Source organism: Streptomyces sp. NBC_01618, assembly GCF_045209435.1.
Classification (GTDB): Bacteria; Actinomycetota; Actinomycetes; order Streptomycetales; family Streptomycetaceae; genus Streptomyces.
Genome location: NZ_CP109297.1, coordinates 3,535,637 through 3,561,311 on the forward strand (window position 1 = coordinate 3,535,637; position 25,675 = coordinate 3,561,311).

A 25,675-nucleotide genomic window follows, 5' to 3' on the forward strand; every position below is an offset into this window, starting at 1 on the left:
TTCACCAAAGACCGCCGAGAACCGAGAAAGGCTGTTCACCGATGCCTCTCCACAAGGGTTCGCCGCACGGCACGGAGCCGTCCGAGAAGCGCCGCAGGCTCGCCCTCAACCCGTTCTACGGAGAGGCCGACCCGATCGCCGGAATGGAGTCGGCGCCGCCCCGGCACCGACTTCCCGACGGACCGATGCCGCCCTCGATCGCCTACGGCCTGGTCCATGACGAGCTGATGCTCGACGGCAACGCACGGCTCAACCTGGCCACCTTCGTCACCACCTGGATGGAGCCCCAGGCCGGGGTGCTGATGGGCGAGTGCCGCGACAAGAACATGATCGACAAGGACGAGTACCCACGCACCGCCGAGCTGGAACGGCGGTGCGTGGCGATGCTCGCCGATCTGTGGAACGCCCCCGACCCCTCGACCGTCGTGGGCTGTTCGACGACCGGTTCCAGCGAGGCCTGCATGCTCGCCGGACTGGCGCTGAAACGCCGTTGGTCGGCCAGGAACGCCGACCGCTACCCGGCGACCGCCCGGCCGAACCTGGTCATGGGCATCAACGTGCAGGTCTGCTGGGACAAGTTCTGCAACTTCTGGGAGGTCGAGCCGCGGCTGGTCCCGATGGAGGGAGACCGCTTCCATCTCGATCCGCAGGCCGCGGCCGCTCTCTGCGACGAGAACACCATCGGCGTCGTCGGCATCCTGGGCTCCACCTTCGACGGTTCCTACGAGCCGATCGCGGAGCTCTGCGCGGCCCTGGACGCCCTTCAGGAACGCACCGGCCTGGACATCCCCGTCCATGTGGACGGGGCGTCCGGTGCGATGGTGGCGCCGTTCCTGGACGAGGACCTGGTGTGGGACTTCCGGCTGCCCCGGGTCTCCTCGATCAACACCTCCGGGCACAAGTACGGCCTGGTCTACCCGGGCGTCGGCTGGGCGCTGTGGCGCTCGACCGCGGAGCTGCCCGAGGAGCTGGTCTTCCGGGTCAACTACCTGGGCGGCGACATGCCGACCTTCGCGCTGAACTTCTCCCGGCCCGGCGCACAGGTGGTGGCGCAGTACTACACCTTCCTGCGGCTGGGCCGGAACGGCTACCGGGCCGTTCAGCAGGCCTCTCGGGACGTCGCGACCGGACTGGCGCAGCAGATCGGGAAGCTCGGCGACTTCCAGCTCCTCACCCAAGGCGACCAGTTGCCCGTCTTCGCGCTCACGACCGCGCCGGACGTGGAGGCGTACGACGTCTTCGACGTGTCCCGCCGGCTGCGCGAGCAGGGCTGGCTGGTGCCCGCGTACACCTTCCCCGCCAACCGGCAGGACCTGTCGGTGCTGCGGGTGGTGTGCCGCAACGGCTTCTCGTCGGACCTCGCCGAGCTGCTGCTGGAGGACCTCCGGCTGATCCTGCCCGACCTGCGCCGCCAGCCGCACCCGTTGAGCCACGACAAACAGGCGGCGACGTCCTTCCACCACTGAGGGCCGGGGAAGACCTCAGCGGCCGATCCGGGCGAACCTCCGTACCGCCAGCGGGAAGAACACCGCGAGCAGCACCAACGGCCAGACCACCGCGAGCAGTTCGGCATGGCCGGACGCCCAGGTGCCGCCGGCCGCGCCGGGGTTGCCGAACAGGCCGCGTACCGCCGTGGCCGTGGCCGACATCGGGTTCCATTCGACGACCGCACCCAGCCACCCCGGCATCGACTCGGGGGTGGCGAAGACGTTGGAGAGGAAGCCGACCGGCCAGACCAGGATCTGCACCGCCTGCACCAGCTCCGGCTTCCCGGCCACCAGCGCCAGGTGGATGCCGATCCACAGCATCGCGAACCGCAACAGCAGCAGAAGCCCCACCGCCCCCAGCGCCGCGGCCGGCCCATGGTGCCAGCGCCAGCCGACCGCGTAGCCGACGCCGGTCAGCACGGCGAGTGCGGCCGCCGACTGGAGCATGTCCGCGGCACTCCGGCCGACCAGCACCGAACCGGAGACCATCGGCATGGCGCGGAACCGGTCGATGACGCCCTTGTCGAGGTCCTGGGTGACCGCGAGCATGGTCGACTCCAGGCCGAAGGCCATGGTGAGCGCGAGCATGCCGGGCACCAGGAACTCGGTGTTGTCGCCGTCGACGCCCTGTCCGCCGCCGACCAGGTAGTTGAACATCAGCAGCAGCATCACGGGGAAGACCAGGCCGACGACGATCCGCACCGGCTGCCGCGCCCAGTGCGCCAGTTCGCGCCGGGTCATCGTCCAGGAGTCGGAAACCGCCCAGCTCATCGCGCTCATGCCGGCACCTCCGCGGGCTCGGGCTTCCGGTCGGTCAGCGCGAGGAAGACCTCGTCCAGCGTCGGGCGCCGCACCGCGATGTCCTCCGCCTCGATGCCCGCCTCCTCCAGCGCCCGTACGGTCCGGGTCAGGGCCGCCATCCGGTCCGGGGCCGGTGCCCCGATCAGCCGCCGGTCCGTGTCGACCACCACGTCGTCGCCCAGCAGCCGTGCCGCCGCCGCCAGTCGGGCCCCGTCCCGGACGACGACATCGATGCGGTCCCCGGCCACCATCGCCTTCAGCGCGTCGGGCGTCCCCTCGGCGGCCACCCGTCCCGCGTCGATCACCGAGATCCGGTCCGCGAGCTGATCGGCCTCCTCCAGATACTGCGTGGTCAGCAGGACGGTCGTGCCGCCGCCCACCAGTGACCGCACCGCCGCCCACACCTCGGCCCGGCCGCGCGGGTCGAGTCCGGTGGTGGGCTCGTCCAGGAAGAGCACCTCCGGGTCGGTGATCAGCGAGGCGGCCAGGTCGAGCCGTCGCCGCATGCCGCCGCTGTACTGCTTGACCGGTTTCCGGCCGGTGTCCGCGAGCCCGAAGCGGGCCAGCAGTTCGTCCGCCCGGACACCCGCCCGGCGTGCGCCCAGGTGGTACAGCCGGCCGAACATCTCCAGGTTCTGCCGGCCGCCGAGCTCCTCGTCGACCGCCGCGTGCTGCCCGAGCAGCCCGATGCGGCGCCGGACCTCGCCGGCCCGGTCCCGTACGTCGAAACCCGCCACCTCGGCTCGTCCCTCGTCGTGCCGCAGCAGCGTCGACAGGATGCGTACGGCCGTGGTCTTGCCCGCACCGTTCGGGCCGAGCACGGCATGGACGGTGGCGCGGGCGACCCTGAGGTCCAGACCGTCCAGGGCGCGCTTCTCCCCGTACCGCTTGTGCACACCTTCGACAACGATCGCGTCGGTCAAAATCGCCACACCCTCCCGTAGTCAAACTTGACTAGCAGGCTCGAAGGTAACCCCACCGTCCCTATTCGTCAAACTTGATTACTCGTCGTCGCCGGGATCCGGGACACCCGTCGCGTACGGGTTCTCCTGCCCCTCGGCGAGCACGCCGACGAAGGGTTCACCCTCCCCCGCGAAGGTGTACGCCCCGCCCTCGATGCGGGCGATCAGCCCGCGCGTCCAATCCGCCCCGGCGTCCGCCGAATGGACCCACATGTTCATGATCTCGCCGATGTGGCCGAGCGATTCGGGCCCGGCCTCCGGCGTGTAGTAGCCGGTGACCGAGGCCCGCCAGGCCGCCAGACCGGCCACCCGCTCCTTGAGCAGCGCGATCACCTCGGCCCGCTCCAGGTCGACGATGCCGCCGAGGCCCGCGGACAGCACGTCCAGCTTCTGGTCGTACGAGGTCAGCGCCGCGCGCAGCAGCGCGAGGTACTCCTCGTTGCCGCGCGCGGTGATCTCGTACTCGGTACGGGGCGGGCCGCCCGCCGCGCTCGGAGCGGTCTCGTGGGCGACCAGCAGCCCCTGCTTCGCCATCTGTTTCAGCGCGTGATAGATCGACCCGGGCTTGGCATTGGACCACTCGTGGGCGCCCCAGTACTCCAGGTCGTTGCGGACCTGATAGCCGTGCGCCCGGCCGTGCTGGCGCACGGCGCAGAGGACCAGCAGCCGGATCGCGGACATGTCACGCACCCTTTCTATTCAACTTTGATCAGCGTAGCGGGCCGCGTCGGCGATCAGCTCGAACGCGGTGCGGCCGTCCAGGGACTCCCGGATGATGTCGGCGTGCCCGGCGTGCCGCGCGATCTCCTCGACGAGGTGGACCAGCAGCCACCGCATCGAGCACCGCTCGCCCTTCGGGAACCAGGGCGCTTCCGGCAGCGGGAAGGTGTCGTCCATGCTGGGCACCGAGCGGATGAACTTCTCGACCTCGACCGCGATGCCGTCCCAGAACTCCAGCATCTGCTCCACGGTCTCGTCGCCGACGAGCCGGAAGCTCTCCGCCCAGGTCTCCTCGGTGCGGGCGGCTTCGTTCGGCCGCTGCTGGGCCATCCGCAGCCAGTTCAGCTCGGTCTCGGCGACATGCTTGAGCAGTCCGGAGAGGGAGAGTTCGCTGGCGCTGGGCCGGCTCGCCGCCTGCTCCTCGGTCAGTCCGATCAGTGAGCGCCGGATCGCGCCGCGCTGCGCCTCGACGAAGGAGAGGAGCGCGCCGCGCTCGTCGCCGGTGGCTTCCGCGGGAACGTGAGTGACCATGGTGTCCGCCCTTGTGGCTGTGCCGGTTTCTTCCTGACACCGACCAAGCTACGGACCCTTGCGGTCAGCTTCTGTCCTCGATTCCGGAGGACCAGCAGCAGAGAAGACCCGGCAGCAGAGCTGTCAGAAGGGGAACGCGCTCCGGCCGTGCTGGATGGAGATCCACTTCTGGGTGGTGAAGGCGTCCACGGTCGCCTCGCCGTTCAGCCGGCCGATCCCGGAGGACTTCTCGCCGCCGAAGGCCACCAGCGGATCGTCCTGGACGGTGGAGTCGTTGACGTGGAACATCCCGCTGACGACGCGCCGCGCGAACCGCACCCCGCGTTCGGCGCCTCGGGTGTGCACGGCGCCGCTCAGCCCGTACGGAGTGTCGTTGGCGATCCGTACGGCTTCGTCCTCGCCGTCGAACGGCACCAGCAGCGCCACCGGGCCGAATATCTCCTGGGACAGCAGCGGGGAGTCCTCGGGGAGCCCGGTGAGCACGGTCGGCTCCACGAGGTTGCCGCGGGTCCGGCCCCGTACGAGCGCGGTGGCCCCCTCGGCGAGCGCCTGGTCGACCAGGGCGGTCAGGGCGTCGGCCTGGAAGGTGTTGATGACCGGGCCGATCTGGGTCTCCGGGTCGCGCGGGTCGCCGGTCCTCAGCGCGGCCACCCTGGCGGTGAACTTCTCGGTGAACTCCCGTTCCACCCGGCGGTCCACCAGGATGCGGTTGGCGGCCATGCCGACCTGCCCCTGGTACACGAAGCGGCTGAAGACGGCCGAGTCGACCGCGTAGTCGATGTCCGCGTCCTCCAGCACCACCAGGGCGCTGTTGCCACTGAGTTCGAGGACCGTCCGCTTGAAGTGCCCGGCCGCCGTCGCACCGACGTGGCGGCCGACCCGGTCCGTGCCCGCGAAGGAGATCACCTTGGGTACGGGGTGTTCGATGAACGCGTCCCCTATTTCGGCGACGTCGGTGATCACGATGTTGAGGAGTCCCGCGGGCAGCCCGGCGTCCTCGAAGATCTTGGCGATCAGCCCGCCGCCGACGACCGGGGCGTTCTGATTGGGCTTGATGACGACCGCGTTGCCGAGCGCGAGGGCCGGCGCGACGGACTTCATCGTCACCAGGAAGGGGAAGTTGAAGGGGCTGATCACCCCTATGACGCCGACGGGCTGCCGGTAGACACGGTTCTCCTTGCCGTCCACCGCGGAGGGCAGGACGCGGCCCGCGGGGCGCAGCGCCCAATTGATCGCGTCGCGCAGGAACTCCTTGGCGACCCGGACCTCGTACTCCGCCTTGAGGCGGGTGCCACCCAGTTCGTCGACGATCGCCTCGACGATGCCGTCGTGCAGTTCCTCGATGATGCGCAGGGCACGTTCCAGAACGCCGCGGCGTTCGTACGGGCCGGTGGCAGCCCAGGATTGCTGGGCGCGTTCCGCGGCGTGGTAGGCGAGGTCGACCTCCTGCGCGGTCGCGATGGTGATCGCGGCGAGTTTCTCTCCGTTGTAGGGATTGAAATCGATGATGTCCCACGAGCCGGTTCCGGTCCGCCACTCACCGTCGATGTACTGGTCGGCCAGCTCGTAGAAGAAGGACATGCGATCCCTTAACTCAGGTGCAGACTCCCGTCGAACCGTCATCGTACTGATAAATCACGTCAGTTGGAGCAGACCGCGGAGCAGATCGCGACTCTCCTCCGGACCAGGACTGTCCTCGTGAAGTCGCCTCATGGCCTTTTCGTACTGAGCGACTTCTTCGGCCTTGTCCAGATAGAGCGCACTTGTCAGCTGTTCCAAATAGACAATGTCCGACAGATCGGATTCCGGGAATCGGAGCATCGTAAAAGAACCGCTCTCACCGGCATGCCCGCCGAAACTGAAGGGCATCACTTGAAGAGTGATGTTGGGCTGCTCGGACATCTCGATCAGGTGCCGCAGTTGCCCGCGCATGACGTCACGGTCGCCGTACGGCCGGCGCAGCGCCGCCTCGTCCAGTACGGCGTGGAATTGGGGTGCGCGTTCGGAGACGAGGGCCTTCTGCCGCTCCAGCCGCAGCGCCACGCGGCGGTCGATCTCGGCGGCGGGCGCGTCGCCCATGCCCCGGGTGACGACCGCGTGCGCGTAGGACTCGGTCTGCAACAGGCCGTGTACGAACTGGACTTCATATACACGGATGAGTGACGCCGCACCCTCCAGACCGATGTACGTCTGGAACCAGCCGGGCAGTACGTCTCCGTAACTGTGCCACCAGCCCGCCACATTGGCCTCGCGGGCGAGGCCGAGCAGGGCGTCGCGCTCCGCTTCGTCCGTGACACCGTAGAGCGTGAGCAGGTCCTCGACGTCCCTGGCCTTGAAGCTCACCCGTCCCAACTCCATGCGGCTGATCTTCGATTCGGAAGCCCGGATGGAGTAGCCGGCCGCCTCACGGGTGATGCCACGTGAGTCGCGCAGCCGCCTGAGCTGCGAGCCCAGCAGGATGCGCCGCACCACAGATCCACTCGACTCGCCTGCCGCCACTGGTCCGGTCCTCCCCATCGCTTCCTGGACACCGGGGCTCCCCCTGAACCCCAAGTGCCGGATTCTGCCATCAAAACGCTTCAGCCCGTACTCATTCGATTACGGAAATGAGAAGACTCCCGTAAAGCTACAAAAATACCCGCAGGAAGAAATGACCAAGAACCGGCACGGGTTCGGACAGGTCCGGCGCGTGCACGTGCATCTGCCCTTGCATCTGCCCTGCGCATTCGGAACCATGGTCCTCGCGCACCTGCGTGCTCGTTCGTGTTGTGCCGCTGTACCCGTAGTGCCGATACAGCCGCGAATCCCGGGAGTGCCTCGCATGGGGACGAATGGATCGACGATGCTCGAGCCGTTACGGCAGGGGCTTCCCCCCATCGATCCCTCGGCCGTCTCCGGATCGGCGACCTGCACGCTGCCCGCCCAGTACGAAGCCGTTGGCGGGGCAAGGCGGTTCACCAGGACGACGCTGAACGGCTGGGGTCTGGACGAGCGTTTCGACGATGTCGCGCTCGTCGTCTCCGAACTCGTCACCAACGCCCTGCGGCACGCGCTGCCTTCCGACATGGCGCCGGATCCTCAGATACCGCCCGTACGGCTGCACTTGATGCGCTGGAGCTCGCGCCTGGTGTGCGCCGTGCGCGACCCCAGCCGGAGGAGCCCCATCGCCTCCGAGGCTCCCGACTCCGCGGAGTCGGGCCGCGGCCTCTTCCTGGTGGAGTCCTTCAGCGACTCCTGGGGCTGGCATCCCACCCCCGCCATGGGGGCGGAGAGCCCGGACGGCGTGGCGGCACCGCGCGGCAAAGTGGTCTGGGCGCTGTTCCGGCTGTCCGACTACGCGTGACCCGCGCGGCCCGACGGTGAGCGGCGGGCGGAGAGGGATGGGCCGGCCGGTCGCCGACCCGTGGGTTGTGATCAGCCGCCTGCTATGAGGTGGTCGAACTCCCCGTCCTTCACCCCGAGCAACAACGCCTCTATCTCGGCCGGCGTATAGACCAGGGCCGGCCCGTCGGGGTGGCGCGAATTCCGCATCGCCACATCCCCGCCGGGCAGTTTCGCGAACTCCACGCAGGAACCTTGGGAGTTGCTGTGTCTGCTCTTCTGCCAGACGACTCCGCGAAGCTCTGTGGCCGCCATGCCGTTGTACACGTGGTGCACAGGACGCTCCCCGAGTTGCAAGGTGCAAGTGTCAACTGTCTCGGATCATAGCTCTGTTCAAATATCCCTGCATGAGCAGATGCATGCGCTGATGCACGTGCACGCGGGGTGTTCCCGTGGTTACAGCTGTGCGATTACAGCTTTGGACGCAGAGATGGACGTACGGGTTGTCCGTTCGGCTCCATCGGGCTGCGTCCACCCCGAGTCGGGCCCTCCATCCCGGGACCGCGCGCTGGTAACTTGGCGCGGTCTTTCATCGACAAGGGGGAATTCCACATGCGCAAAGTCCTACGTGCCGGCGTCGTGGCCGTCGCCGGACTCGTCACCGCCGTCGCACTGACCGGCTGCAGCAGTGACAGCGAGAAGAGTGACTCGGGCAAGGGTGCCGATGCCTCGAAGTCCAGCCAGGCTCCCGGCGACAGCGGCAGCAGTGGTGGGGGCGGCGATTCCGGGGCCGGCACCGCGGCGCTGGAAGGCGGTTGGGCCGGGAAGACCGACGGCAAGGCGGTGATCCTTTCCGTCGCATCCGGGAAGGCCGTGCTCGTCACCGAGCAGCAGGCCTGCACCGGCACGGTGCAGGACACCGGCAAGGTGATGCTGACGCTGAAGTGCGCCGACGGTGACACCCGGCGCACGACGGGGGCCATCGAGTCCAACGACGGCAAGACCGTCGTCGTGTCCTGGGACAGCGGGACGAAGGACACCCTGGCCAAGACCGCCCCGGGAGCACTCCCGTCAGGGCTCCCGGACCTGCCGACCCGCTGACGGCACGGCTGCGCCGCCTTCTTCCGCTCGAACCTCGAGCACTCGCACCTCGAGCCGCTCGCACCTCGAGCCGCTCGCACCTCGAGCCGCTCGTTCCTCAAGCCGCTCGGCCCGAGGGCGGGTTCGGCTTCCGTTTCGGTTTTGGTTTCGGCGTGCCGTCCAGCCCGCGGGAGAACTCGTCCAGGGCTTCGAGGAGGAGGCCGGCCCCGTTCCGTACGAACGGGGCCGCCTCCCCCGCGTCCGTCCGCTGCCGCGCGTCCCACTGCGCCAGCACCTCGCGCACCTCCGCCCAGTCCGGTACGCGCCGCTGCCGCACCTCCTTCGCGCCCTGTTCGGTGGCCCGGCGCAGCGCCTCGGCCAGGCGCGCGGCGGCCGGTACGGGGGTGGCACCGCCGCACGGGAGGTGGGCCTCCAGCAGCATCGCGGCCCGGCCGAACTGCGCGAGGGCGTGCTGGGTGTCGGCGGCCGCGGTCCGGGAGAGGCCGCGGTTGCGCACCGGTTCGTACTGGGCGGTGGCCAGCGCCTCCTGCCAGGCGACGCGAGCCTCGCGGGTGTAGAGCAGGGCGGCACGGACGTCGTCGCGGCCGCGCTCGGCCGGGTCGGCGTACTGATCGACGACCGTGGCGGCGTACCGCCCGTCCGCCTTCAGCCAGTCGCCGAGCCTGCCGGGAAGCCTCGGGGTCTCCCAGGCCGGGTAGGCGGCGTACGAGATCATCGCGAGGAGGCCGCCTACGAGGGTGAGGACGACGCGTTCGAGCACGGTCTGCGACCAGTTGTCGCCCGCCATGCCGAGCAGGAAGACGACGTACGCGGAGACGCACGCCTGGCCGACCACGTACCCGGTGCGCATCAGCAGAAACATCAGCAGGGCGCAGAGCACGGAGATCATCGCGGACGAGGTCACGCCGGGGTGGGCGGTCTGGACGATCGCGGTGGCGAGCGAGACGCCGACGATCGTGCCGCCGAAGCGGGCCACGGAACGCGCGTACGTCTTGGAGAACTCCGGCCGCATCACCATCACCGCCGCCATCGGCGCCCAGTAGCCGTGGCCGAACGGCAGCGCGGTGCCGATGAGATAGCCGACGGCGGCGACGGCGGAGACCCGGACGGCGTGCCGCAGGATCGGTGAACCGGGGCGCAGTTCGGCGCGCATCGCCTTCATGACGACGGGGATCATCCGCGGGAGGGTGGGCCTTCGGCGGTGCGGGGCGGCGGGCGGCTCCTCCCCGGTGGTCTTGATGGCCTCCGCCGCCTCGGCCTTGGCCTGTTCCTCCTTCGTCCCCTCGCCCTCGGCCGTCTCGATGACGTCGCAGAGCAGCGCGCCGAGCCGGTCGGCGGCGCGGCGCGGCGGGCCGGTGAGGAGGGTGCCGGTGTCGGGGGTCCGCAGCACGGCGACGGCGGCCGGGGAGAGCTTCACCGGATCGCCGTTGCGGATCGCGCGGGCCGCCGAGTCGAGCACGGACCCGGCGGCCGCGAGCAGCTCGCGGACCCGGTCCCGCTCCGGCCCTTCGGACAAAACACCCATCGCCGGGTCCGCGAGCGAGGCGAGCACCGGCCTGATCCGCTCGGCGACACCGCGCGAGCCACGCAGTTCGGGCGGCCGGCGCCGGGCCTGACGCGGGGTGACCGCTGCCGCGCTGCGGGCCGTCATCAGCGGCACCGGGTCGAAGGCGGCGAGCGGGTCGTGGCGCAGCCGCCGGGCGTAGTCCGCCTCCGCGGCCAGAGCGTCGGCGAGGGCGTCGCGCTGGGCGCCCCATCTCCGTACCGGGAACAGCACGATCAGCACCGCCTGCACCACACCGCCGAACAGGATCATCGCGGCGTGCACGGCCGAGTTCGCGACGGAGGTGGGCAGCGTGACCGTCACCAGCATGATCGCCACGTTGGACGACGCGATGATGCCGCCCGTCGGCCCCGCCGCCCAGGCGAGGCCCGCGAGGAACGTCCAGATCACCAGCAGGGCCAGGAACAGCGGCAGGCGGGAGCCGGTCAGATAGCCGAGGAACGTCGATACGGCGAGACTCGCCCCGGAGACCAGGGCGAGGACGGGCCGGGGGCGCCAACTGCGCTGGAACGTGGCGATGGCCGCCTGGAACGCGCCGAACGCGGAACTCGCGGCGACGACGGGCCCGAAGAACGCGAGGCCGATCCCGATGACGAGGGCGAGCCCGGCCGCACCGCGGATGGCGATGAGCGGTTCGAGACGCCGTCGCTCGATCCTCAGCCCCGAGCGGGCCGTCTCCTTCAGCGCCCGGAGCCAGCTCATGCCCAGAGCCTAGCCGGAATCACCGATAAGCCCGAGTTGCGGGAGTTTCAGGGCTTTCGACGTTTCTACCGTTGCCCGCGCCTGCCGGGGATCCCCGGCCCCAGGCCACCCGTCCTCGCCCGGTCCGCGGCGGCCGTTCCATGGGTCCAGCCGTCGAGGTCGGTGGCGCCCCGGACGCGTGTGGTCGCGGTCTCGGGGAACATCCGTTCGGCGGCGTCCGTGACGGCCAGGTCGCGGGCGGCGAGGACCGGGAGCAGATGCGGGATGGCGGATCCCCCGGATTCGGCGCCGGATTCGATCCCGGATTCGATCCCGGCCACGGATTCCGTCCCCGCTTCGGCGGCGGCGGTGACACGGGCGGTGTCGGCGGCGAGCCGGCTGCCCAGGCGCTGGGCGTACGCCATCAGGAAGGACTGCCGGAACGTCTTGGTCCGCTTGCGTCCGCCGGCGCGCTGGCCCGCCTCCGCCTTCGTCATCGCCGCCGTGCCCTGGATCAGCAGGGAGGTGTACAGCAGCTCCGCGGCCTCCAGGTCCGGCTCGAAGCCGACCACCGTGGAGAAGCCGAGGTCGCTGTTCCACACCGCACGGCAGCGGTTCGCGGCGGCGACCGCATCGAGCAGGATCGCCTTCGCCGTCTCGTACGGGGCATCGACCCCGATCCGGCACGCGCCCGGCGCCTCCTTGCTGTGGGTACGGGCGGCGAGCAGGGCCTCGTCGATGGAGTGCCGGGCCATCAGCTCCTGCGCCTTGGTGGTGAGGGCCTCCGCCTCTTCCGGGAAACCGGTCGCCTCCGCCTTGGCGAGCAGGGCGCGGATCCTGGTGAGCATGCGGGGTTCGTCGTGCGCGGGCGCCAGGTGGAGTCCGTGCGGGGAGGTGCCGGGCGGCGGACCGACCGGTTCGATGGCGGGGAGCCGGAGCAGCAGCCGGTACAGGCCGAGGAGGGCGGAGGCATAGGAGAAGCGGTCCGGCCGGTTCCGGGGCGGCGCGGCGGGGAGCCCGTCGAGCTGAGACCGCCAGCGGGGCGGCAGCGACGCGTACCGCCCGGTCTCCGAGGCGATCAGCCCGGCGACGAGGCCGGCCGCGGTCTCGTCGAGGTCGCGGCGGACGATGCGTACGACATCGGCGGGCTGCCAGCCGCGCGCCCAGGCCCGGCGGACGAACTCCTCGCCGCGCCGGACGAGTTCCGCGTCGGCCGTCGGGTCGGCGGCCAGGAGGGAGGCTCCGGCGTCGAGACCGGCGTCGCCGTCCGAGTAGAGGGCTGCCGCGAATGCCTGGTCGATCACCGGTTCCATGAGGTCAGGGTAGGCAGGACGGTGTGCCGGGGTAGGGCTGGCCCCACCCCGAGTACGGGGCCGGGTGGTCGTGAGCGTGGGGCGCGAAAACGGTTCGATCGAAGACATGACTTTCGAGGACATGACTTCCCCGCACGCGTCTGCCGCCTCTGCCGCGTGCGCCCCCTCTGCCGCGTCCGGCGCTTCGGCCGCGTCGGTCGTGTTCTCCGAGCCCGCTGGGGCCGCGAGCGCCGCCGACGCCGTACGGCTTCGCTCCGTACGCCGCGCCTGACCGTCGCCCTGGCCGCCCTGCGCACCCGCTGGACCACCCTCATCGGCACGTTCGTCGCGCTCGCGCTCGGCGTGGGGCTGATCGCGGTCATGGGGCTCGGCCTCGCCTCGACCCTCGGCGCTCCGGAGCGGGCACCGCAGCGGTTCGCCGGGGCGCCGGTGGTGGTGATGGGCGAGGACTCGCTGACCGTGGAGGTGCGGCGCGGGCCGTCCACGGACCGGGTCGGCCGCAGACTCGCCCATCCACACCCTGTGGATATCGAACTCCTGCGCGACCTCCGGGCGCTCGGCCCGGTGACGCGGGACGACGGGAACAGCGCGCGGGGCGGCCCGGACGCCGTGGGTGTGGACGCGCCCGCCGACGAGGTGCGCCGCGTCGTCGGCGACCGCGCCCTGGTCCTCACCGGTAACGACCGCCGCCGCGCCGACCCGGCGGCGGCGCGGGACACCGAGGGGCTGGTCACCGTGAACGCCCTGCTGGGCACGGCGGGGGCGGCACTACTGCCGGGAGCGGCGCGGTGCCGCTCGACGCCGGTGCGCTGAACCCCGGCGTCGAGTGGCGAGCGAGAGGCCCGGCCGGGCCGTACGGAACCGGTCCGACACGTGATTGGTCCATCCAGACCTACCCGCTGACGGTGTATCCGCTTTCATCCTTTTATCCAGGTTTCACATGGTTTTATCTCGCCATGGAGGCGATCAAATGATGACTGGAGACCGGCAGCAGGACACACACGCACCGGCGATCACATCGCGGCGGCGCGTACTGGCGGCGGCCGCACTCGCACCGGCACTGACGGCCGCGGGACCGACCACCGCGGCCGCCCGGACCGCCGGAATGCCCGGACCGGGGCACCGCAGGCGGATCAAGCCGGTGCCGACCGGCCTGGCGGACTGGGCGGCCGTGGCGCAGGAGCTGGGCCGCACCGGCAACATGCTGCGCGGAACGACGTACCACACGGGCTTCCCCCGGCGGGACCTCCACGTGGTGTCCGACGGCGTCCTCGTCACACCGGGGCTCGCGCTGGGCACGCACGTGGCCTTCGTCCGTTACGCCGACGGCAGCACGATGCTGATGGGCGACGTGGTGGTCACCGAACGCGAGTTGCAGCAGGTGACCGACGCCTGGCAGGCGCACGGAATCGAGCAGACCGCGCTGCACAAGCACCTGCTCGGCCAGATCCCCGACATCTGGTGGACCCACGTCCACGCCCACGGCCACGACGCGGTGGCCCTGGCCCGCGGCCTGCGCGCCGGATTCGACCGCACCGGGACCCCGCCCGCCCGGCCACCAGGCCCGCCGGTCCCGGTCGACCTGGACATCCCCGGAATGGAGGCGGCGCTCGGCGCGAAGGGCTCCACCGAGGACGGGCTGTACAAGGTCATCTTCGTCCGCCGCGAGACCATCGCGGACGGGCATCTGATCCTGCCCCCCGGCCTGGGATCGACCAGCGCGTTCAACTTCCAGCCGCTGGGCGGCGGCCGGGCCGCGCTCAGCGGTGACTGCGCCATGCTCGCCGGTGAGATCCAGAACGTACTGAAGGCATTGCGGCGCGGCGGGATCAAGCTCGTCGAGCTGCACAACCACCACCTCGCGGAGGACCCCCGACTGTTCTTCACCCACTTCTGGGCCGTGGGCGACGGCGTCGAGCTCGCCCGCGCGCTGCGTCCCGCGGTGGACGCCACCGACGTCGTACCGTCCGGCTGAGACCGGCCGCTCACACCGACCACCGACCTCACGCCGAACGCGCCGAACCCGCCGTACGGGGTCGCCGGACCGATTTGCGCCGGTCCAGCGACCCCGGCCGCCGATTCCGTTCTGCATATGGACCAATCAGCCCGAAGTGGCGCGTGCCCGTGCGGATGACCGGGCACCCATGTCCCGTCCAGCCCGCACCTTCCTCGAACCGCCCGTCAGATCCCCCTCTGGAGCTCCGTATGGAACCGGTCGCCGCCGCACGGCATTGCCCGTTCGACTATGCCGAGGCCCTCGAATTCGACCCGGTGCTCAGGCACTTGATGACCGAAGAACCCGTCTCCCGCATCCGGCTGCCGCACGGCGACGGCGAGGCGTGGCTCGTCACCGGCTACGACGACGTGCGCACGGTGACCACCGACCGCCGCTTCAGCCGGAGCGCCGTCATCGGCCGGAACTTCCCGCGCATGACCCCTGAGCCGATCGTTCAGGACGAAGCGATCAACGTGATGGACCCGCCGGGCAGCAGCCGGCTGCGCAGCCTGATCTCCAAGGGGTTCGCGCCCCGTCACATGGAGCGCATGAAGGTGCGTACCCAGCATGTCGTGGACGAGCTGCTGGACCGCATGGAGGAGCACGGCGCCCCCGCCGACCTCTTCGAGCACCTGGCGGCACCGCTGCCCCTGACCACCATCTGCGAGGTCCTCGACATTCCCGAGGCCGACCGCGCACAACTGCGCGCCCACGCCCGGACCATGATGAACACCACCGTCGAGAACAAGGACGCCGCGGTACGCGCCAAGGCCGATCTCCGCGCCTACTTCCAGAAGTTGACGGCCGAGCGGCGCGCGAACCCGGGCGACGACCTGATCAGCGCACTGGCCACGGCGCGCGACGGGGACGAGATCCTGGGCGACCAGGAACTGACCGTGATGGCCATGGTCCTGCTCATCACCGGCCAGGACACCACCACCTACGAGATCGGCAACATCGCCTACACGCTGCTCACCAGGCCGGACGAGCTCGCCATGCTGCGCGACCGCCCCGACAAGCTCCCGCAGGCCATGGAGGAGCTGCTGCGCTTCATCCCGTTCCGCAAGGGTGTCGGCATCCCCCGGGTCGCCCTGGAGGACGTGGAGCTGAGCGGGGTGCTGATCCGGAAAGGGGACATCGTGCACGTCTCCTATCTGACGGCCAACCGTGACGGCCGGAAGTTCGACCGGCCCGACGAGCTGGATCTGGAGCGCGAGGGACCGTCCCACATGACCTTCGGCTGGGGCGGCCACCACTGTCTCGGCGCCCCGCTCGCCGCCACGGAGCTCCAGGTCGCCATCGGAACCCTGCTGAAGCGCTTCCCCGCCCTGAAGCTGGCGACGCCGGCCGAGAAAGTGCGGTGGAACAAGACGTCGATCTGGCGCTATCCCCTCGAACTGCCCGTCACCTGGTGACAGGACGCACCGATGGTCCGCGCGGGACCGTACGGTCCGTACGGTCCGTCGCCATCATCGATGATGCGTCGCAGCAGGGCGCCCGGCAACCCGGATCCGTTCCGGGCGCCGGGCGCCCTTTTGCGCTCCTTTTGTGATCCTTTTACACTCCTCTTGCGCCCCTGTTGCACCTCTGTTGCCCCCTTCTTGCACCCCTCTTGTACGTCGTCGCGCCGGCTCGGCGTGCGCGACGATTCGCCCGCCGTACAGCCCCGATCCGCCCGCCGTACGGCCCTGATCCGCCCGCCGTACGGCCCTGATCCGCCCGCCGTACGGCCCTGATCCGCCCGCCGTGCGGCCCTGATCCGCTCGACGTGCGGCCCTGATTCTTCTGCCGTAGCGTGATCCCCGACGGCCACCCAGCCGTGGCGGATCAGCATCCGCCCACGAACGGCTAGAACTCAGTCTTCGACGGTCGGCCCGTCCGCGCCCGTGCCAGGGGTATCGAACCCGGCGCTGGAATCCACCAGAGCTCTGTCTCGCGCGGCACCGCGCGTGACGGAACAGTGGTGGCCACTCCCGCGTCGGTTCACACCCCGTGACCGTTCCGGGCCCGGCCGTGTGGACCAAGTCCGCTAGGAGGAGTTCCATGGCGGTTCTCTGCAAGCCGGCAATCGAGGTTCCCGAGTACGTCATCACCAACGAGGAAACTCTCGAGCTGGCTCAAAGGTTGCATGGCGACCATCCGCAGATCGACCTGGTCCTTCGCTTGATCGAACACACCGGGGTGCAGAAACGGCACCTCATCCAGCCTATCGACAAGGTGCTGCAGCACCCGGGCTTCGACGCCCGCAGCATCACGTACGAGAAACACACCAAAGCCCGCGTGCCGGCGGTGGTACGCCGGGCGCTCGACCAGGCCGAACTGGAGCCGCGGCAGATCGACTTGATCGTCTACGTCTCCTGCACAGGCTTCATGATGCCGCCGCCGACCGCGTGGCTCATCGGCGCGATGGGCTTCCGCCCTGAGACACGACAGCTGCCGATCGCCCAACTCGGCTGTGCCGCGGGCGGCGCGGCCGTCAACCGGGCCCATGACTTCTGCATGGCGTACCCCGACGCGAACGTGCTGGTCGTCGCCTGCGAGTTCTGCTCGCTCTGTTACCAGCCCACCGATCTGGGCGTCGGATCCCTGCTGTCCAACGGCCTGTTCGGCGACGGCATAGCCGCCGTCGTGCTCCGGGGCAGCGGTGGCACCGGAGTCCGCCTGGAGCGCAACGGCTCGTTCGTCATCCCGGCCACCGAGGACTGGATCTCCTACGCGGTCCGGTCCACCGGATTCCACTTCCAGCTCGACAAGCGAGTGCCCGGAACGATGGAGCCTCTCGCACCAGCACTGGAGGCGGTCGCCGAGGAGAACCAGTGGAACGCCAGCAAGCTGGACTTCTACATCATCCACGCGGGCGGCCCGCGCATCCTGGACGACCTGAGCCTCTTCCTCGACGTGCCGCCCGAAGCGTTCCGCTTCAGCCGGGCCACGCTCACCGAGTACGGCAACATCGCCAGTGCGGTGGTGCTCGACGCCCTCGGCCGCATGTTCGACGAGGCATCGGCCCTGGACGGCCACCGCGGCCTGATGGCCGGCTTCGGTCCCGGCATCACCGCCGAGATCTCCCTGGGCACCTGGACGACGGACTCCAAGTCCTGACGTCCCGCCTCCGGCCCGCCCGGCTTGCCCGGCTTGCCCGGCGTGCCCGGCGTGCCCGGCGTGCCCGGCCCTCCCGGTGTGCCCGGCCTTCCGGCCCTCCCGGGTGCGGGGTGGGGTGAACCCCTGCAGCGGCCCACCCCACCCCGCGCTCGCCTCCCGGGCGCTGTCAGTGCCGGGTGCCAGACTCGACGACATGACCGAACGTTGGGCTCTGGCCACCACAGAGACCGGCGGCGCCCTCCTCGCCCCGCTGGACTCCACCGGCCTGCCCACCGCCCCGGTCCTGACCGAACCCGACCTCGTGGAGGCCGTCCGCTCCCGCCCGGACGTCACACGCTGGGTCTGGCGGTCCACCGCCGAGATCTACCCGCGCCTGCTCGCCGTCGGTGTCCCCGTGGCCCGCTGTTACGACATCGAGGTCGCCGAATCCCTCCTCCTCGCCCACGAGGGCCGGCTCGGCGAACCCCGCTCCGCAGCCGCCGCCCACGCCCGACTGCGCAACGCCCCCGTACCCCCCGATCCCCCGCCCCGCTCCGCCGAGCCCGGCTCGCAGTCCTCCCTCTTCGAGCCGCCGTCCGGCACGGGCCTGCCCTTCGACGACCTGCTCCAGGTGTACGCCGCGCAGCTCCGCCGCCACGACGCCACCGCGCACCCGGGCCGGATGCGCCTGCTGACGGCCGCCGAATCGGCCGGCATGCTGGTCGCCGCCGAGATGAACCGCTCCGGCCTCCCCTGGCGGGCGGACGTGCACCGGAAGGTGCTCCAGGAACTGCTCGGCGATCGCTACGCGGGCGGCGGCGAACCCCGCAGGCTGGCCGAGTTGGCCGACGAGGTGTCGGCCGCCTTCGGCAGACGGGTCCGCCCCGACCTCCCCGCCGACGTGGTGAAGGCCTTCGCGCAGGCCGGCATCAAGGTGAAGTCCACCCGGCGCTGGGAGCTGGAGGGGCTGGACCACCCGGCGGTGGAACCCCTCATCCAGTACAAGAAGCTGTACCGGATCTGGACGGCGCACGGCTGGAGCTGGCTCCAGGACTGGGTGCGCGACGGCCGCTTCCGCCCCGAGTACCAGCCGGGCGGCACCGTCAGCGGCCGCTGGACGACCAACGGCGGAGGGGCGCTGCAGATCCCCAAGGTGATACGGCGGGCGGTCGTCGCCGACGAGGGCTGGCGCCTCGTCGTCGCGGACGCCGACCAGATGGAGCCCAGGGTCCTGGCCGCGATCTCCCGCGACCGCGGCCTGATGGAGGTGGCCGGCCATGACGGCGATCTCTACACAGCGCTGTCGGACCAGGCGTTCCAGGGCGACCGGGAGCACGCCAAGCTCGCCCTGCTGGGCGCGGTCTACGGCCAGACCTCGGGCGACGGCCTGAAAAACCTGGCCGCCCTGCGCCGAAGATTTCCTCTGGCCGTGGCCTATGTCGACGACGCGGCGAAGGCGGGCGAGGAGGGGCGTCTCGTACGGACGTGGCTGGGGCGGACCAGTCCGCCCGCCGCCGGGAGCGGGGATGACGACGAGGCCGGCATCCCGCAGGAGAGCGCGGAACAACCCGCCGCCGACGGCGAGTTCACCCCTGGTTACGCCTCGTCGAACGCCCGCGCACGGGGCCGCTTCACCCGTAACTTCGTGGTGCAGGGCAGCGCTGCGGACTGGGCGTTGCTGCTTCTTGCCGCTCTGCGCCGGGCGATCGGCTCCGCCGGTCTCCGGGCCGAGCTGGTCTTCTTCCAGCATGACGAGGTGATCGTGCACTGCCCGCGGGAGGAGACCGAGGCGGTCGTGGAGGCGATCCGGGCGGCCGGTGAGCTGGCCGGGCGGACCGCCTTCGGTGAGACGCCGGTGCGGTTTCCGTTCACGACGGCGGTGGTGGAACGCTACTCGGACGCAAAGTGATCACGCTCCGGAACCCGAACCCGAACCGGAACCCGAACCGGAGCCCGAACCCGAACCGGAACCCGAGCCGGGACCGGAACCGGAGCCCTATCCGGAACCCGAACCGGAACCGGAACCAAAACCCTAACCGGAACCCGAGCCGGGACCCGGGTCGGAGCCTGCCCCGGAACCAGTTCCACCGCCTTGCCGTTGTTCACCCGCGCCGGGCTCCGGAGCGAACCTGGAAGCGCGTCCCGACGCAGGTTCGTCCCCGAACGCGGCCAGCCCGTGTTCGTAGTGCGCCGGACGCAGATGCTGATGCCGATGGCGGGCATTGAGCCGATGTATGACGAACGCAGCGATCGCGATCATCGCGAGGACGACCACGACAGTGACCAGGGTGTCCATACGGTACCGGCCCCCTTCGATGCGCAGGCCGACAGAACCGGCTCACCGGGAGCCGTACACATCCAGGCTACTCCGCGCCCCGTCGGCCGCCCCTCGGGCAGCGGACGGTTCGCGTTCCGGCATCACGAAACGGAGGTGCCCGGACCGGATGCGCTCCGGCCCGGGCACCTCCGCGCGGCGGTGTGCGCCTGCGCCGTACGTGACGCGATCTCCCGCGTTGTAGAACGTTCCGGCCGCCCAGCTGCCGCCCGGTGGATCCGTCGGGTCGGTGGGCGGATCGGTCGGGGTGCCGCTGGTGACCAGGGTGGCGGCCACGTCCTTGCGGGACCCGTTACGCCCCGAAGGCGGCGGGACCGGCAAGCGCGGACTCAGGCGCACCAACCGTAGCGGCGCTCGGGTCTGCCGGCGGCTCCGTACCGCAAGGACACCTCGGCGCGGCCGGTGTCGTTGAAGTACTCGAGGTAACGGCGGGCGCTGACCCGGGAGATGCCGGTCCGGGCCGCACACTCGGCGGCGGACAGCGTTCCGTCGGTACCGCACAGCGTGCGTTCGATCAGCGCCGCGGTCTCCACGCTCATGCCCTTCGGCAACGGGACACTCGATGCCGGCAAGCCGGCCCCGGTCAGTACCCGGTCCACGTCGGCCTGGCCTCTGACGACTGTGGTGAGCAGGCTGTTGCGCTGGGCGGCGTACCGCTCGAGGCGGGGACGCAGGTCTTCGAAGTCGAACGGCTTCAGCAAGTAGTCGACCACGCCCTGGCGGACGGAGCGGCGGACCGCGTCGGCCTCGCGCGAGGCGCTGATCACCATGACGTCACAGTCGTGCCCGGCGGTCCGCAGGCGTGGAATGACGTCCAGACCGAACATGTCCGGAAGATAGAGGTCGAGCAGGACCAGGTCGGGGCGCAGCTCGCCGACCGCCGTGATCGCCTGCTCGCCGGTGTTCGCCGTGCCGACGACCCGGAAGGGCTCGACGCGGTCGACGAAGGTCCGGTGGACACTTGCCACCATGAAGTCGTCGTCGACGACCAGTACATCGATCATCGGGAGGCTCCTTCCGGTACCGCGCCGGCCAGGTTGCCGACGGACATCCTCGCGGTGAACATGGCGCCGTCGGGCGTGTTGGCCACCGCGACCTCGCCGCCGCGGCGCTCGCAGACGAGCCGGGTGAGCGCCAGCCCGATGCCGCGCTCCCCCTCTTGGGCAGCCTTCGTGGTGAAGCCGTGCGAGAAGACCTCCTGCGCGAGCTCGGGCGCCACGCCGGGGCCCGAGTCGCGCACCACGATCTCCACGCTGGAGGCGTCCTGCCACAATTCGACCTCCACCCAGGCGTCGTGGCCGTCACCGCCCGCCGCCGCGGCGTCGACGGCGTTGTCGACGAGGTTGCCGATCACCGTCGCCACGTCCACGGAGTCCTCCGGCGCCAGTCGGCCGAGCGCCGTGTGCTCCGAGACGCGCAGCACGACCTTCCGTTCGGCCGCGAGCGAGGACTTCGCCATCAGCAGAGCTCCGACGGCCATGTCGCGGACCCGTCCGGTCAGGGTCGTGTCCAGCGACTGACGGTGTCGGCTCAGCGCTCGGACGTACTGCACCACCTCGTCGTGCTTACCGATCTGGATCAGCCCGGAAATCGTGTGCAGCTGATTGGCGAACTCGTGGGCCTGCGCGCGCAGCAGCTCGGCGGAGCTGCGGAAGGATCCGATCTCGCGTTCCAGCTGCGCCAGTTCGGTACGGTCCCGCAAGGTCGTGACCGAGCCGAGCCGGCGGCCGTCCTTGGTGACGGTCATCCGGTTCATCACCAGCACCCGGCTCCGGCGTATGACGACTTCGTCGCGCCGCTCGGCCGTGTCACTGGAGGATCCGGCGAGTACGTCGTGCAGCCGGCCCTCGATCCGGAGGTCGGCCAGGCTCATCCCCACGCAGTGCTCGGGCAGATCGAGCAACCGCCTGCCGACCTCGTTCACCAGGGTGAGCCGCAACTGCGGGTCGAGGGCGATCACGCCTTCCGCGATCCCGTACAGCATTGCCTCGCGGTGTTCGGCGAGCCCCGCGATCTCGCGTGGCTCCAAACCGAGGGTCTGGCGTTTGATCCGCCGGGCCAGCAACCACGATCCGATCAGACCGAGCCCGCTCGCAATACCGAGGTAGGCGAGCAGATACGACGAAGCGCCGCTCAGCCGCTGCCAGATCGTCGGTGACGCCTCACCGATCATCACCGTGCCGAGATGCCGGCCGAGGTCCGGTTGAGCCGCTTTGAGCACCGGCACCTGGGCCACCAACTCCTGGGCACCGTCCAGGACCAGATCCCCTGACCAGCCGCGGGCCTCGGCGACGCCGGGCCCGAACGGCAGCCTTGTTCCGATCACTGTGGGATTCGTGGAGCTGACGATCCTGCCGCTGCTGTCGGCGACCGTCACGGAGGTGACACCCGACTGGGTCAGCGTGGTCTGGACGAGCGGCGCGAGCGTCTCACCCGGCGCCGGCCGGCCGAGCTGACTGGACACCAAGGGGTTGCCAGCCAGCTGCTCGGCCAGCGCGGTGACCCGGCGTCCTTCGACCCGGTTGAAGGTCGCTTCCGACTGGGCCAGCGAGACAGCGGCGACCGCCAGCAACACCACCACGACGATGGCGAGCTGGAGCACCAACAGCTCGCCCGCGAGGGTATGGCGGCGAAATGTTACGACCACAATGAACTCAATCTTCAATGCTGACACAACACAGACGTGGTGTCTGCCGAGTCGCACAATCATGGCGTCCGACTGCCGGAAGCGAAAGAGACGAGCCATGAGAACTCGCAGAGCTGCTGTCGTCAGCACCCTGGCCGCCATATCCATGCTCGCGGTGGGCGCCTGCGGCGCTACCGCGGAGAAAGAGGAAACGGGCAAGAGCGACGAGCCCGTCACCGGCCTGCGGATCATGGTCCCCAACACCCCGGGCGGCGGGTACGACACCACGGCGCGGACGGCTGCCAAGGTGATGGAGGACACCAGGATCGCGTCCGGTATTCAGGTGTTCAACCTTCCGGGCGCCGGCGGCACGGTCGGTCTGCAGCGCACCGTGAACGAAAAGGGCAACGGCAAGCTCGCCATGCAGATGGGGCTGGGAGTCGTCGGTGCTGCGTACGCCTCGAAGTCGAAGGCGACGCTCTCGCAGACCACGCCGATCGCCAAGCTGATGGAGGAGGCGGGCGCGATCGTCGTGCCCAAGAACTCTCCGTACAAGACGATCGACGATCTCGTCACCGCCTGGAAGAAGAACCCCAAGGCCATCGCTGTCGGGGGCGGCTCGTCGCTCGGCGGACCGGACCACCTGCTTCCGATGCAGCTCGCCAAGACGGTCGGCATCGACCCGAAGAAGGTCAACTACATCGGCTACGACGGCGGTGGTGAGCTGCTCCCGGCGATCCTCGGCAACAAGATCGCCTTTGGTGCCAGCGGTTTCGGTGAGTTCCTCGACCAGATCGAGGCGGGTCAGGTGCGGGTGCTCGCGGTGACCAGCGAGAAGCCGATCGAAGCCCTCAAGGATGCCCCGACGCTGAAGTCCTCGGGTATCGACATGGTCTTCACCAACTGGCGCGGAATCGTCGCCCCGCCCGGCATCAGCGACGCCGACAAGAAGGTCTGGATCGACTCGCTGACCGCGATGCACGGCTCCGAGGAGTGGAAGGCCGAGCTGACCAAGCACGGCTGGACCGACGCGTTCATGGCAGGCGACGGGTTCGCCACCTACCTGACGGAACAGGACAAGGCCGTTGCCGACATCCTCACGGAACTCGGCCTGGCATGAGCCCGGACGTCGATGAGCCCACCGACTCGGGCTCCCGCCGGTCCCCGGGCGCGGACCGCGCACAGTACGGTGTGTGCGCGTTCCTCGCCCTGCTGGGCGTACTGGTGATCGTCGACGCCACCGGGATCGCGCACGCGCCGAGCAGCACCGACCCGGTCGGGCCGCGCACGGTACCGGTGCTCCTCGGCGTACTGCTCCTTCTGATCGCCCTCGTGTACGTCGTCGACGTCGCGCGGGGCGGCCGCGCCGAACCGGAGGCCGGCGAGGACGTCGACCTGGCGAATCCGATCGACTGGCGCACCGTGCTGCTGCTCATCGGCGCGTTCGTCGTCAACGCGGTGTTGATCGAACCCCTGGGCTGGGTGATCAGCGGGGCCCTCCTGTTCTGGGGAACGGCCTTCGCCCTGGGCAACCGGCACTACCTGCGCAACCTGGCGATCGCGGTGGCGCTTTCGCTGATCACCTTCTACGCCTTCGCGATCGGGCTCGGCGTCAACCTCCCGGCCGGCGTGCTGCAAGGAATCCTGTAATGGACAACCTGAATCATCTGCTCGACGGGTTCGCGCACGTCGTCACCCCGATGAACCTTCTGCTGGCGTTGATCGGCGTCACGATCGGCACGGCGGTCGGGGTCCTGCCCGGCATCGGCCCGGCCATGACCGTGGCTCTGCTCCTGCCGGTGACGTACGGAATGGAGCCGACCCGGGCATTCATCATGTTCGCCGGCATCTTCTACGGAGGCATGTACGGCGGTTCCACCACCTCGATCCTGCTGAATACGCCCGGCGAATCGTCCTCGGTCGTCACCGCCATCGAGGGCAACAAGATGGCCAAGGCCGGCCGGGCGGCGCAGGCACTCGCCACCGCGGCGATCGGATCCTTCGTCGCCGGAACGATCGGCACGTTGCTCCTGGTACTCGTCGCCCCGATCGTGGTGGAGTTCGCGGTCGGCCTCGGCGCACCGGACTACTTCGCGATCATGCTGCTGTCCTTCATCGCGGTCACCGCCGTCCTCGGCTCGTCGCGCATCCGCGGGTTCGCCTCGCTGCTCGTCGGCCTGGTGATCGGCATTGTCGGAATCGACTCGGTCTCCGGACAGCAGCGGCTCACCTTCGGTGTCCCCCAACTCGCCGACGGCATTGATGTGGTGGTGGTCGCCGTCGGCATCTTCGCCGTCGGCGAGACCCTCTGGGTGGCGGCGCATCTGCGGCGCAAGCCCGCGGGGGTGATCCCCGTCGGCGTGCCGTGGATGGGCCGCCAGGACTGGAAACGGTCCTGGAAACCCTGGCTGCGCGGCACCGCCTACGGCTTTCCCTTCGGGGCCATGCCGGCCGGTGGCGCGGAGATCCCGACGTTCCTGTCGTACGCCACGGAGAGGAAGCTGACCAAGCACCCCGAGCAGTTCGGCAAGGGGGCGATCGAGGGAGTTGCCGGCCCGGAAGCGGCGAACAATGCGTCCGCGGCAGGCACCCTGGTGCCGATGCTCGCCATCGGGCTGCCGACGAACGCGACCGCCGCGGTGATGCTCGCGGCATTCCAGTCGTACGGAATCCAGCCAGGCCCGCTGCTGTTCGAGCGCGAGTCGGCGCTTGTCTGGACGCTGATCGCCAGCCTGTTCATCGGCAATCTGCTGCTGCTCCTGCTGAATCTGCCGCTTGCGCCGGCCTGGGCCAGGCTGCTGCGGATACCGCGCCCCTATCTGTACGCGGGGATTGTGTTCTTCGCTTCGATGGGTGCCTACGCGGTCAACGCCCAACCCTTGGACCTGTTCCTCCTCCTGACGCTGGGACTGATCGGCTTCGGGATGCGGAGATTCGGGCTGCCGGTACTGCCGCTGATTGTCGGTGTCATCCTCGGCCCCCGCGCGGAACTGCAGGGCCGTCGGTCACTTCAGCTGTCGGGCGGCGAACTGTCCGGTCTGCTGGGCGGACCGGTGTCCTACGTGATCTACACGGTGATCGTGCTCGTACTGGCCTGGCCGCTGGTCCGCCGGTTCGTCGTGCGTCCGCTCGTCGAGCGACGGGCCTGAAAGGGGC

At 69.9% G+C, this 25,675-nt stretch carries 23 protein-coding genes; 11 read left to right on the forward strand and 12 right to left on the reverse strand.

Annotation, left to right across the window (positions count from 1 at the left end):
• Window positions 1-41 precede the first annotated feature (41 nt).
• Window positions 42-1,466, forward strand: coding sequence for a glutamate decarboxylase (locus tag OH735_RS16560; RefSeq protein ID WP_406382314.1), 1,425 nt, complete (start codon window positions 42-44; stop codon window positions 1,464-1,466).
• Window positions 1,467-1,481: 15 nt separating this feature from the next.
• On the opposite strand, the gene OH735_RS16565 is transcribed toward OH735_RS16560, so the two are convergent.
• The 6 genes from OH735_RS16565 to OH735_RS16590 all read right to left on the reverse strand — a co-directional run bounded on the left by OH735_RS16565 (window position 1,482) and on the right by OH735_RS16590 (window position 7,018).
• Window positions 1,482-2,267: an ABC transporter permease gene (locus OH735_RS16565; RefSeq protein ID WP_406382315.1), complete on the reverse strand. Its 786-nt coding sequence runs from the start codon at window positions 2,265-2,267 to the stop codon at window positions 1,482-1,484.
• Window positions 2,264-3,211, reverse strand: a complete 948-nt coding sequence (locus OH735_RS16570) for an ATP-binding cassette domain-containing protein (RefSeq protein ID WP_406386593.1) — start codon at window positions 3,209-3,211, stop codon at window positions 2,264-2,266. Before OH735_RS16570 ends, OH735_RS16565 begins: the two co-directional genes overlap by 4 nt.
• 78 nt (window positions 3,212-3,289) lie before the next feature.
• On the reverse strand, window positions 3,290-3,931 hold the full coding sequence (locus OH735_RS16575; RefSeq protein ID WP_406382316.1) for a PadR family transcriptional regulator: 642 nt from the start codon (window positions 3,929-3,931) through the stop codon (window positions 3,290-3,292).
• A gap of 18 nt (window positions 3,932-3,949) precedes the next feature.
• Window positions 3,950-4,501 carry a DinB family protein gene (locus OH735_RS16580; protein WP_406382318.1) on the reverse strand — a complete coding sequence of 184 codons (552 nt, stop codon included), beginning with the start codon at window positions 4,499-4,501 and terminating at the stop codon, window positions 3,950-3,952.
• A gap of 123 nt (window positions 4,502-4,624) precedes the next feature.
• Window positions 4,625-6,082 carry an aldehyde dehydrogenase family protein gene (locus OH735_RS16585; RefSeq protein WP_406382319.1) on the reverse strand — a complete coding sequence of 486 codons (1,458 nt, stop codon included), beginning with the start codon at window positions 6,080-6,082 and terminating at the stop codon, window positions 4,625-4,627.
• Window positions 6,083-6,136: 54 nt separating this feature from the next.
• On the reverse strand, window positions 6,137-7,018 hold the full coding sequence (locus tag OH735_RS16590) for a helix-turn-helix domain-containing protein (RefSeq protein WP_406386595.1): 882 nt from the start codon (window positions 7,016-7,018) through the stop codon (window positions 6,137-6,139).
• Window positions 7,019-7,343: 325 nt separating this feature from the next.
• On the opposite strand from OH735_RS16590, the gene OH735_RS16595 reads away from it, so the two are divergent.
• Window positions 7,344-7,844, forward strand: coding sequence for an ATP-binding protein (locus OH735_RS16595; protein ID WP_406382320.1), 501 nt, complete (start codon window positions 7,344-7,346; stop codon window positions 7,842-7,844).
• 71 nt (window positions 7,845-7,915) lie between these two features.
• Here the strand turns inward: OH735_RS16595 and OH735_RS16600 are convergent, their stop codons facing one another.
• A complete protein-coding gene (locus OH735_RS16600; RefSeq protein WP_266746995.1) occupies window positions 7,916-8,158 on the reverse strand; it encodes a DUF397 domain-containing protein in 243 nt (80 codons plus the stop codon).
• 276 nt (window positions 8,159-8,434) lie between these two features.
• Between OH735_RS16600 and OH735_RS16605 the strand changes: the two genes are divergently transcribed.
• A complete protein-coding gene (locus OH735_RS16605) occupies window positions 8,435-8,923 on the forward strand; it encodes a hypothetical protein (RefSeq protein ID WP_406382322.1) in 489 nt (162 codons plus the stop codon).
• Between the two features lie 97 nt (window positions 8,924-9,020).
• Here OH735_RS16605 and OH735_RS16610 read toward each other — a convergent pair whose 3' ends face one another.
• Together OH735_RS16610 and OH735_RS16615 are read right to left on the reverse strand one after the other, a co-directional pair.
• Window positions 9,021-11,189 (reverse strand): FUSC family protein, encoded by a 2,169-nt coding sequence (locus tag OH735_RS16610; RefSeq protein WP_406382323.1) that lies wholly within the window; start codon window positions 11,187-11,189, stop codon window positions 9,021-9,023.
• A 65-nt stretch (window positions 11,190-11,254) separates the two neighbouring features.
• Entirely contained in the window at window positions 11,255-12,481 is a 1,227-nt protein-coding gene (locus OH735_RS16615; RefSeq protein ID WP_406382325.1) for a DUF2786 domain-containing protein, read from the reverse strand.
• Window positions 12,482-12,637: 156 nt separating this feature from the next.
• Here OH735_RS16615 and OH735_RS16620 point away from each other — a divergent pair, with 156 nt between their 5' ends.
• The 5 genes from OH735_RS16620 to OH735_RS16640 all read left to right on the forward strand — a co-directional run bounded on the left by OH735_RS16620 (window position 12,638) and on the right by OH735_RS16640 (window position 19,467).
• Window positions 12,638-13,294, forward strand: coding sequence for a hypothetical protein (locus tag OH735_RS16620; protein WP_406382326.1), 657 nt, complete (start codon window positions 12,638-12,640; stop codon window positions 13,292-13,294).
• 157 nt (window positions 13,295-13,451) lie between these two features.
• Complete coding sequence (locus tag OH735_RS16625; protein WP_406382327.1) at window positions 13,452-14,456, forward strand: DUF1259 domain-containing protein; 1,005 nt, start codon at window positions 13,452-13,454, stop codon at window positions 14,454-14,456.
• 230 nt (window positions 14,457-14,686) lie between these two features.
• Window positions 14,687-15,892 (forward strand): cytochrome P450, encoded by a 1,206-nt coding sequence (locus OH735_RS16630; protein ID WP_406382328.1) that lies wholly within the window; start codon window positions 14,687-14,689, stop codon window positions 15,890-15,892.
• 628 nt (window positions 15,893-16,520) lie between these two features.
• Complete coding sequence (locus OH735_RS16635) at window positions 16,521-17,579, forward strand: type III polyketide synthase (RefSeq protein WP_406382329.1); 1,059 nt, start codon at window positions 16,521-16,523, stop codon at window positions 17,577-17,579.
• A gap of 193 nt (window positions 17,580-17,772) precedes the next feature.
• Window positions 17,773-19,467, forward strand: coding sequence for a bifunctional 3'-5' exonuclease/DNA polymerase (locus OH735_RS16640; protein ID WP_406382330.1), 1,695 nt, complete (start codon window positions 17,773-17,775; stop codon window positions 19,465-19,467).
• A 429-nt stretch (window positions 19,468-19,896) separates the two neighbouring features.
• Here the strand turns inward: OH735_RS16640 and OH735_RS16645 are convergent, their stop codons facing one another.
• From OH735_RS16645 to OH735_RS16655, 3 genes are read right to left on the reverse strand one after another with little or no spacing between them, the layout of a single operon-like run.
• Window positions 19,897-20,169, reverse strand: a complete 273-nt coding sequence (locus tag OH735_RS16645; protein ID WP_406382331.1) for a hypothetical protein — start codon at window positions 20,167-20,169, stop codon at window positions 19,897-19,899.
• A gap of 53 nt (window positions 20,170-20,222) precedes the next feature.
• Window positions 20,223-20,897: a response regulator gene (locus OH735_RS16650; RefSeq protein WP_406382333.1), complete on the reverse strand. Its 675-nt coding sequence runs from the start codon at window positions 20,895-20,897 to the stop codon at window positions 20,223-20,225.
• Window positions 20,894-22,540 carry an ATP-binding protein gene (locus OH735_RS16655; protein ID WP_406386596.1) on the reverse strand — a complete coding sequence of 549 codons (1,647 nt, stop codon included), beginning with the start codon at window positions 22,538-22,540 and terminating at the stop codon, window positions 20,894-20,896. Before OH735_RS16655 ends, OH735_RS16650 begins: the two co-directional genes overlap by 4 nt.
• A 97-nt stretch (window positions 22,541-22,637) precedes the next feature.
• On the opposite strand from OH735_RS16655, the gene OH735_RS16660 reads away from it, so the two are divergent.
• From OH735_RS16660 to OH735_RS16670, 3 genes are read left to right on the forward strand one after another with little or no spacing between them, the layout of a single operon-like run.
• A complete protein-coding gene (locus OH735_RS16660) occupies window positions 22,638-23,639 on the forward strand; it encodes a Bug family tripartite tricarboxylate transporter substrate binding protein (protein WP_406382334.1) in 1,002 nt (333 codons plus the stop codon).
• The gene (locus tag OH735_RS16665; RefSeq protein WP_406382335.1) at window positions 23,636-24,169 is read left to right on the forward strand and encodes a tripartite tricarboxylate transporter TctB family protein; all 534 of its coding nucleotides are present in this window, start codon (window positions 23,636-23,638) and stop codon (window positions 24,167-24,169) included. The genes OH735_RS16660 and OH735_RS16665 overlap by 4 nt, the downstream gene beginning before the upstream one ends.
• Window positions 24,169-25,668, forward strand: a complete 1,500-nt coding sequence (locus OH735_RS16670) for a tripartite tricarboxylate transporter permease (protein WP_406382336.1) — start codon at window positions 24,169-24,171, stop codon at window positions 25,666-25,668. The genes OH735_RS16665 and OH735_RS16670 overlap by 1 nt, the downstream gene beginning before the upstream one ends.
• The last annotated feature ends 7 nt before the right edge of the window (window positions 25,669-25,675 follow it).

What these genes read in the sequence shown, in the direction of transcription:
- OH735_RS16565 (WP_406382315.1), bottom strand. Translation starts at nt 2,267, where the DNA reads ATGAGCGCGATGAGCTGGGCGGTTTCCGACTCCTGGACGATGACCCGG.
- OH735_RS16610 (WP_406382323.1), bottom strand. Translation starts at nt 11,189, where the DNA reads ATGAGCTGGCTCCGGGCGCTGAAGGAGACGGCCCGCTCGGGGCTGAGG.
- OH735_RS16635 (WP_406382329.1), top strand. Translation starts at nt 16,521, where the DNA reads ATGGCGGTTCTCTGCAAGCCGGCAATCGAGGTTCCCGAGTACGTCATC.
- OH735_RS16605 (WP_406382322.1), top strand. Translation starts at nt 8,435, where the DNA reads ATGCGCAAAGTCCTACGTGCCGGCGTCGTGGCCGTCGCCGGACTCGTC.
- OH735_RS16650 (WP_406382333.1), bottom strand. Translation starts at nt 20,897, where the DNA reads ATGATCGATGTACTGGTCGTCGACGACGACTTCATGGTGGCAAGTGTC.
- OH735_RS16590 (WP_406386595.1), bottom strand. Translation starts at nt 7,018, where the DNA reads ATGGGGAGGACCGGACCAGTGGCGGCAGGCGAGTCGAGTGGATCTGTG.
- OH735_RS16615 (WP_406382325.1), bottom strand. Translation starts at nt 12,481, where the DNA reads ATGGAACCGGTGATCGACCAGGCATTCGCGGCAGCCCTCTACTCGGAC.
- OH735_RS16595 (WP_406382320.1), top strand. Translation starts at nt 7,344, where the DNA reads ATGCTCGAGCCGTTACGGCAGGGGCTTCCCCCCATCGATCCCTCGGCC.
- OH735_RS16580 (WP_406382318.1), bottom strand. Translation starts at nt 4,501, where the DNA reads ATGGTCACTCACGTTCCCGCGGAAGCCACCGGCGACGAGCGCGGCGCG.
- OH735_RS16670 (WP_406382336.1), top strand. Translation starts at nt 24,169, where the DNA reads ATGGACAACCTGAATCATCTGCTCGACGGGTTCGCGCACGTCGTCACC.
- OH735_RS16575 (WP_406382316.1), bottom strand. Translation starts at nt 3,931, where the DNA reads ATGTCCGCGATCCGGCTGCTGGTCCTCTGCGCCGTGCGCCAGCACGGC.
- OH735_RS16560 (WP_406382314.1), top strand. Translation starts at nt 42, where the DNA reads ATGCCTCTCCACAAGGGTTCGCCGCACGGCACGGAGCCGTCCGAGAAG.
- OH735_RS16665 (WP_406382335.1), top strand. Translation starts at nt 23,636, where the DNA reads ATGAGCCCGGACGTCGATGAGCCCACCGACTCGGGCTCCCGCCGGTCC.
- OH735_RS16630 (WP_406382328.1), top strand. Translation starts at nt 14,687, where the DNA reads ATGGAACCGGTCGCCGCCGCACGGCATTGCCCGTTCGACTATGCCGAG.
- OH735_RS16660 (WP_406382334.1), top strand. Translation starts at nt 22,638, where the DNA reads ATGAGAACTCGCAGAGCTGCTGTCGTCAGCACCCTGGCCGCCATATCC.
- OH735_RS16625 (WP_406382327.1), top strand. Translation starts at nt 13,452, where the DNA reads ATGATGACTGGAGACCGGCAGCAGGACACACACGCACCGGCGATCACA.
- OH735_RS16640 (WP_406382330.1), top strand. Translation starts at nt 17,773, where the DNA reads ATGACCGAACGTTGGGCTCTGGCCACCACAGAGACCGGCGGCGCCCTC.
- OH735_RS16585 (WP_406382319.1), bottom strand. Translation starts at nt 6,082, where the DNA reads ATGTCCTTCTTCTACGAGCTGGCCGACCAGTACATCGACGGTGAGTGG.